The sequence below is a fragment of the Streptomyces sp. SID8352 genome (assembly GCF_009862265.1).
Taxonomy (GTDB): Bacteria; Actinomycetota; Actinomycetes; order Streptomycetales; family Streptomycetaceae; genus Streptomyces.
Map to the genome: position 1 here is coordinate 1 of NZ_WWGX01000106.1, position 6,475 is coordinate 6,475.

General features: G+C 73.3%; 1 protein-coding gene. It reads left to right on the top strand.

Going from position 1 to position 6,475, the window contains the following annotated elements; genetic code table 11:
• Nucleotides 1-256 precede the first annotated feature (256 nt).
• A partial coding sequence (locus GTY84_RS33240; RefSeq protein ID WP_202552491.1) for a type I polyketide synthase occupies nucleotides 257-6,475 on the top strand: 6,219 nt, incomplete at its 3' end.

The following is a 6,475-nucleotide window of genomic DNA, read 5'->3' on the forward strand; positions in this document are numbered from 1 at the left end:
CGTGGCGGTCCTGGGTGACTGCCCGGTGCCGGGTGAGCGTTTCGCGGATCTGGCGGCGCTGGAGCGGGCGGTGGCGGAGGGCGCGACCGCGCCCGGGACGGTGGCCGTNNCNNTCGNGNCNCCGGACNNNTCNGNCGACNNNGNNNNGNCNGCNCGTGCNGTGACGGCTGAGNCGNTGGAGNTGTTGCAGCGCTGGTTGTCGAGTGGGGTGTTGTCGGGGTCGCGGCTGGTGGTGGTGACGCGGAACGGTGTTGCCGTGGGTGATGAGGCGCCGGATCTGGTGCAGGCTCCGGTGTGGGGTCTGGTGCGTACGGCGCAGTCGGAGAATCCGGGCCGGTTCACTCTGGTCGACCTCGGTGCGGAGCGCACCGTGGACGGTGCCGCGCGGACGGAGCCCGGTGCGGGTGCCGCTGGGGTGGCGGATGTCGCTGTTGCTCCGGACTGGGTGGGGCTGTTGGCTTCGGAGGAGCCGCAGTTGGCGGTGCGTGCGGGTGAGGTGCTGGTGCCGAGGCTGGCGCGGGTGGAGGAGTTGCCGGAGGGGCGGGCCTGGCGGCTCGGTGTCCGGGAGCGTGGTTCGCTCGACGGTCTCGCCCTGCTGCCCTCCGACGCCGAGCGTCCGCTCGGTCCGGAGGAGGTCCGGGTGGGTGTCCGGGCGGCGGGTCTGAACTTCCGTGATGTGCTGATCGCGTTGGGGACGTATCCGGGTGAGGCGCCGCTCGGCAGTGAGGCCGCCGGTGTGGTGCTGGAGGTCGGTTCCGAGGTCGCGGGGCTGGTGCCCGGGGACCGTGTGATGGGTCTGCTGATGGACCCGTTCGGCCCGGTCGGCATCACCGACCACCGTGTGGTGGCCCCGATCCCCGACGGCTGGTCGTACACCGAGGCGGCGGCGATGCCGCTGGTGTTCCTCACCGCGTACTACGCGCTGACCGATCTGGCCGGAGTACGGCCGGGGGAGCGGCTGCTGGTGCACGCCGCCGCCGGAGGCGTCGGTACCGCCGCCGTCCAACTGGCCCAGCACTGGGGCCTGGAGGTGTACGCCACCGCGAGCGCGGCCAAGCAGGACACACTCCGGGCGCGCGGCATCCCCGACGAGCGCATCGCCTCCTCCCGTGACCTCGTCTTCGGCGAGGAGTTCCTGCGGGTCACCGGCGGTGAGGGCGTGGACGTCGTCCTGAACGCGCTCGCGGGCGACTTCATCGACACCTCGCTGGACCTGCTGCCGCGCGGCGGACGGTTCCTGGAGATGGGCAAGGCCGACATCCGCGACGCGGCGACCGTCGCCGGGGCGCACCCCGGGGTCCGCTACACGGCGTTCGACCTGCTGGAGGCCGGCCCCGAGCGGATCGGGCAGATGCTCCGGGACCTCGTCTCGCTCTTCGAGCAGGGTGCCCTCCGGCACGCGCCGATCCGTACCTGGGACGTGCGGCGGGGTGCGGACGCGTTCCGGTTCCTGCGGGAGGGACGCAACGTCGGCAAGGTCGTCCTGACCGTCCCGGCGCCGCTCGACCCCGGGGGCACGGTGCTGATCACCGGTGGCACGGGTGGTCTGGGTGCCGCTTTCGCGGAGCACTTCGTGCGGGAGTACGGTGCCCGGAACCTGCTGCTGCTCAGCCGTCGCGGTGCCGCCGGTGAGGGTGTGCCCGCGCTGGTGGCGGGGCTGGAGGAACTGGGCGCGCGGGTGCGGGTGGAGGCGTGCGACGTCGCCGACCGCGAGCAGCTCGCCGCGGTGATCTCCTCGGTGCAGGGTCCGTTGACAGCGGTCGTACACGCGGCCGGTGTCCTGGACGACGGTGTCATCGAGTCGCTGACCCCGGAGCAGTTGGACCGCGTGATGCGGCCCAAGCTGGACGCGGCGGCCCATCTGCACGAGCTGACCGCCGACAGCGAACTCTCCGCCTTCGTCCTCTTCTCCTCCGTCTCCGCCCTCATCGGCGGTCCCGGACAGGGCAACTACGCGGCGGCGAACTCCTTCCTTGACGCCCTGGCCGCGTCCCGTCGGGCGGCCGGGCTTCCGGCGACCTCGCTGGCATGGGGCCTGTGGGCGACTGCGGGCGGCATGGCCGGTGAACTCGGCGAGGCCGAGATCGCCCGCCTGGAGCGCATGGGCACCAGGGCCCTCCCGACCGCACTCGGTCTGGAGCTGTTCGACCGGGCTCGGCGGTCGGAGGAGGCCCTGCTGGCGCCGGTCCTCCTGGACCTGGGCGTACTGCGGGCGCAGGCGCGGACCGGTCTGCTCCCGGCGCTGTTCCGCGGCCTGGTCCGCGCCCGGAGCCGGGGGACCGACCCCGCCGGCGCCGGCTCCCTCGCGCAGCGGCTCGCTGGCGTGTCGGGCAGCGAGCGGGAGCAGGTGGTCCTGGACGTCGTCCTGACCCAGGTCGCCGCCGTCCTCGGCCACGCCTCCGGCTCCGCCGTCGACCCCGAGCGCGCCTTCCGTGAGCTGGGCATCGACTCGCTCGGCGCCGTCGAACTCCGCAACCGGCTCACCCAGGCCACCGGCCTGCGGCTGCCGACAACGCTGGTCTTCGACCACCCGAACCCCGTCGCCATCGCCCGCCTCCTGCTCAACGAGGTGGGCGCGGCGGAGCCCTCGGCCGTGCCGGCGCGGACCCAGCGGAAGCGCCCGAGGACGGACGAGCCGCTGGCGATCGTGGGCATGGCCTGCCGCTTCCCCGGCGGGGTCACCTCCCCCGAGGACCTGTGGCGGCTCGTCGCCGAGGGACGGGACGCCGTCTCGCCGCTGCCGACCGACCGGGGCTGGGACCTGGAACGGCTCTACGACCCCAACCCGGAGCAGCCGGGGACGCTCACCACGCGCGGTGGCGGATTCCTCGACCACGCCGCCGACTTCGATGCGGGCTTCTTCGGTGTCAGCCCGCGCGAGGCGCTGGCCATGGACCCGCAGCAGCGGCTGCTGCTCGAAGCGTCCTGGGAGGCCCTGGAGAACGCGGGCATCGACCCGGCGGCCCTGCGCGGCACGGACACCGGTGTCTTCTGCGGCGTCGTCTCCACCGACTACGCCGTGTCCACCCCGCCGGAGCTGGAGGGTTTCCGGCTGACCGGCACCACCACGAGCGTGGTCTCCGGCCGGGTGGCCTACAGCCTCGGGCTGGAGGGCCCGGCGGTGTCCGTGGACACGGCGTGCTCCTCCTCCCTGGTGGCGCTGCACCTGGCCGCCCAGGCCGTCCGCCGCGGCGACTGCTCCATGGCGCTGGCCGGCGGCGTCACGGTGATGTCCGGTCCGTTCCTGTTGCAGGAGTTCAGCCGCCAGCGGGGTCTCGCCCCCGACGGCCGCTGCAAGTCGTACGCGGCGGGTGCCGACGGCACCGGATTCTCCGACGGCCTCGGACTGCTCGTGGTCGAACGTCTGTCGGACGCGAGGCGCAACGGTCACCGTGTCCTCGGTGTGATCCGGGGGAGTGCGGTCAATCAGGACGGTGCGAGCAATGGTCTGACGGCGCCGAACGGTCCGTCGCAGGAGCGGGTGATCCGGCAGGCGCTGGAGAACGCGGGCCTGAACCCGGCGGACGTGGACGTGGTCGAGGGCCATGGCACGGGCACGCGGCTGGGCGACCCGATCGAGGCGCAGGCCGTCCTCGCCACCTATGGCCAGGAGCGCACGCACGGCCCGCTGCGGCTGGGTTCGATCAAGTCCAACATCGGTCACACGTCGGCCGCGGCGGGTGTCGCGGGTGTGATCAAGATGGTCATGGCGATGCGGAACGGCGTCCTGCCGCGCACGCTCAACGTCGACGAGCCGTCGCCGTACATCGACTGGACCTCGGGCGAGGTCGAGCTGCTGACGGAGGCCGCGCAGTGGCTGGCCTCCGGTGAGCGGCCGCGCCGCGCGGGCGTCTCCTCCTTCGGTATCAGCGGTACGAACGCGCATGTGATCCTGGAGGCCGCGCCGGAGGAGCCGGTGGTCGCCGGAGTGGCGTCGGTGGCGGTGCCGCCGGTGGTGCCGGTGGTGGTGTCGGCGAAGAGCCCGGAGGCGCTGGCGGGTCAGGCGGAGCGGCTGCGGTCGCATCTGCTGGAGCGTCCGGAGTTGTCGGTCGCCGATGTGGCGTTCTCCGCGGTGGTGTCGCGGGCGCGGTTCGACCGCCGGGCGGCCGTGGTGGCGTCCGACCGCGATGAACTGATCGCCGGACTGACCGCCCTGGCCGGCGGAGAGGCCGATGCCGGATCGGTTGTCGGTGGGAAGACGGGTTTCCTGTTCACGGGGCAGGGTGCGCAGCATGCGGGGATGGGTGCGGGGTTGTTTGCCGCGTATCCGGTGTTCGCGGCGGCGTTGGACGAGGTATGCGGTCACCTTGACCCGCTGCTGGGCCGTTCGCTGAAGGAGTTGTTGTTCGCGGCGGAGGGTTCGGCGGAGGCCGGGCTGTTGGACCGGACGGAGTTCACGCAGGCTGCGTTGTTCGCGGTCGAGGTGGCGTTGTTCCGTCTGCTGGANTCGCTGGGTGTGACNCCGGATGTGGTGGTGGGTCATTCGGTGGGTGAGCTGGCGTGTGCTCATGTNGCNGGTGTGCTGTCGCTGGGNGATGCGGCGAAGCTGGTGGCNGCCCGNGGNCGGTTGATGGGTGCGCTGCCNGAGGGNGGNGGCATGGTCGCGGTCCAGGCGACGGAGGCCGAGGTCCTGGCGTCGCTGGAGGGCTTCGGGGGCCGGTTGTCGGTCGCGGCGGTCAATGGGCCGCGTTCCGTGGTGGTTTCGGGTGAGCTGGTGGCGCTGGACGAGTGGCTGCCGGTGTGGTCGGGTCGCAAGACGACGCGTCTGCGGGTGAGTCACGCCTTCCACTCGCCGTTGATGGAGCCGATGCTCGACGAGTTCCGTGCGGTCGCCGAGGGACTGGCCTTCCAGCGGCCCCGGATCGCGGTGGTGTCGAACCTGACCGGCGGCCTGGTTTCCGAGGAGCTGACCGACCCCGCGTACTGGGTCAACCACGTGCGGGAAGCGGTCCGTTTTGCCGACGGCATCGCGACCCTGGCCGTCGAGGGTGTGTCCCGGTTCGTGGAGGTGGGTCCGGATGCCGTGCTGACGGCGATGGCCCGGCAGATCCTCGACGAGGACCAGGCGGTCTTCGTCCCGGCGCTGCGGGCGCGTACTCCCGAGCCCGAGGCCTTCGCGGCCTTCCTGGGGCAGGCCCACTGCGCCGGTGTCCCGGTCGACTGGGCCGCGTTCTACGCCGGTACCGGTGTCCGGCGCGTCGACCTGCCCACGTACGCCTTCCAGCGCGAGCGCTACTGGCTGGCGCCCGCCGTCTCCGGTGACCCGGCCGCCGCCGGGCTGGGCCGGATCGAGCACCCGGTGCTCGGCGCGGCGGTCGCGGTCGGCGACCGGGACGAGTGGGTGTTCACCGGGCGGCTGTCCCAGGACACCGCGCCCTGGGTCAAGGACCACGCGGTGTTCGGCACCGTGGTCGTACCGGGCACCGCCCTGGTCGAACTGGCCCTGGCCGCGGGCAGGACCGCCGACACCCCGGCTGTGGAGGAGCTGGTGCTGGAGGCTCCGCTGATCCTCGCGGAGGGAGAGGCCCGGCAGATACAGGTGACCGTCGGTTCCCCCGCCGAGGACGGCTGCCGCGAGGTCGTGGTGTACTCGCGCCGCGAGGCCGAGGAGGAGGCCGCGGTGCGCCACGCCCGGGGCCGGCTGACGGCCGCGGTGGCCCCCACCGGGGAGTTCCCCGCGGTCTGGCCGCCCGTGCGGGCGGTGCCCGTCGGCCTGGACGGGCTGTACCCGAGGCTCGCCGAGGGCGGGTACGAGTACGGTCCCGTGTTCCAGGGCCTGCGCGCCGCCTGGCGCTCGGGTGAGGACGTGTACGCGGAGGTGGAACTGCCCGAGGGCACCGGGGGCGAGGGCTTCGGCATCCACCCGGCGCTGTTCGACGCGGTACTGCACGGCGGCCTGGTGGAGAGGGACCTCGCCTCCGGCGTGGACCTGCCCTTCTCGTGGTCCGGGGTGCGCCTCGGCCACGGCACGGGCACCCGGGTGCGGGCACGGATCAGCCGGGGCGAGGGCTCGGCGCTGGGCGTCCACGTGGTGGACGAGCACGGGCTGACCGTGGTCGCCGTCGACGCGCTCTCGGTGCGCCCGGTGGACCCCGCCCAGCTGGCGGCGGCCGGAGCGACCGGCCGGGACGCCCTGTTCCGGCTGGACTGGACCCCGGTCACCGAGGAGACCAGTGCCCCGGAGGGCGCGCCAGTGGTCGTGGCGGTCCTGGGTGACTGCCCGGTGCCGGGTGAGCGTTTCGCGGATCTGGCGGCGCTGGAGCGGGCGGTGGCGGAGGGCGCGACCGCGCCCGGGACGGTGGCCGTCTCGGTCGGGACGCCGGACGCCTCGGACGACGAGGCCGTGACCGCGCGTGCGGTGACGGCTGAGACGCTGGAGCTGTTGCAGCGCTGGTTGTCGAGTGGGGTGTTGTCGGGGTCGCGGCTGGTGGTGGTGACGCGGAACGGTGTTGCCGTGGGTGATGAGGCGCCGGAT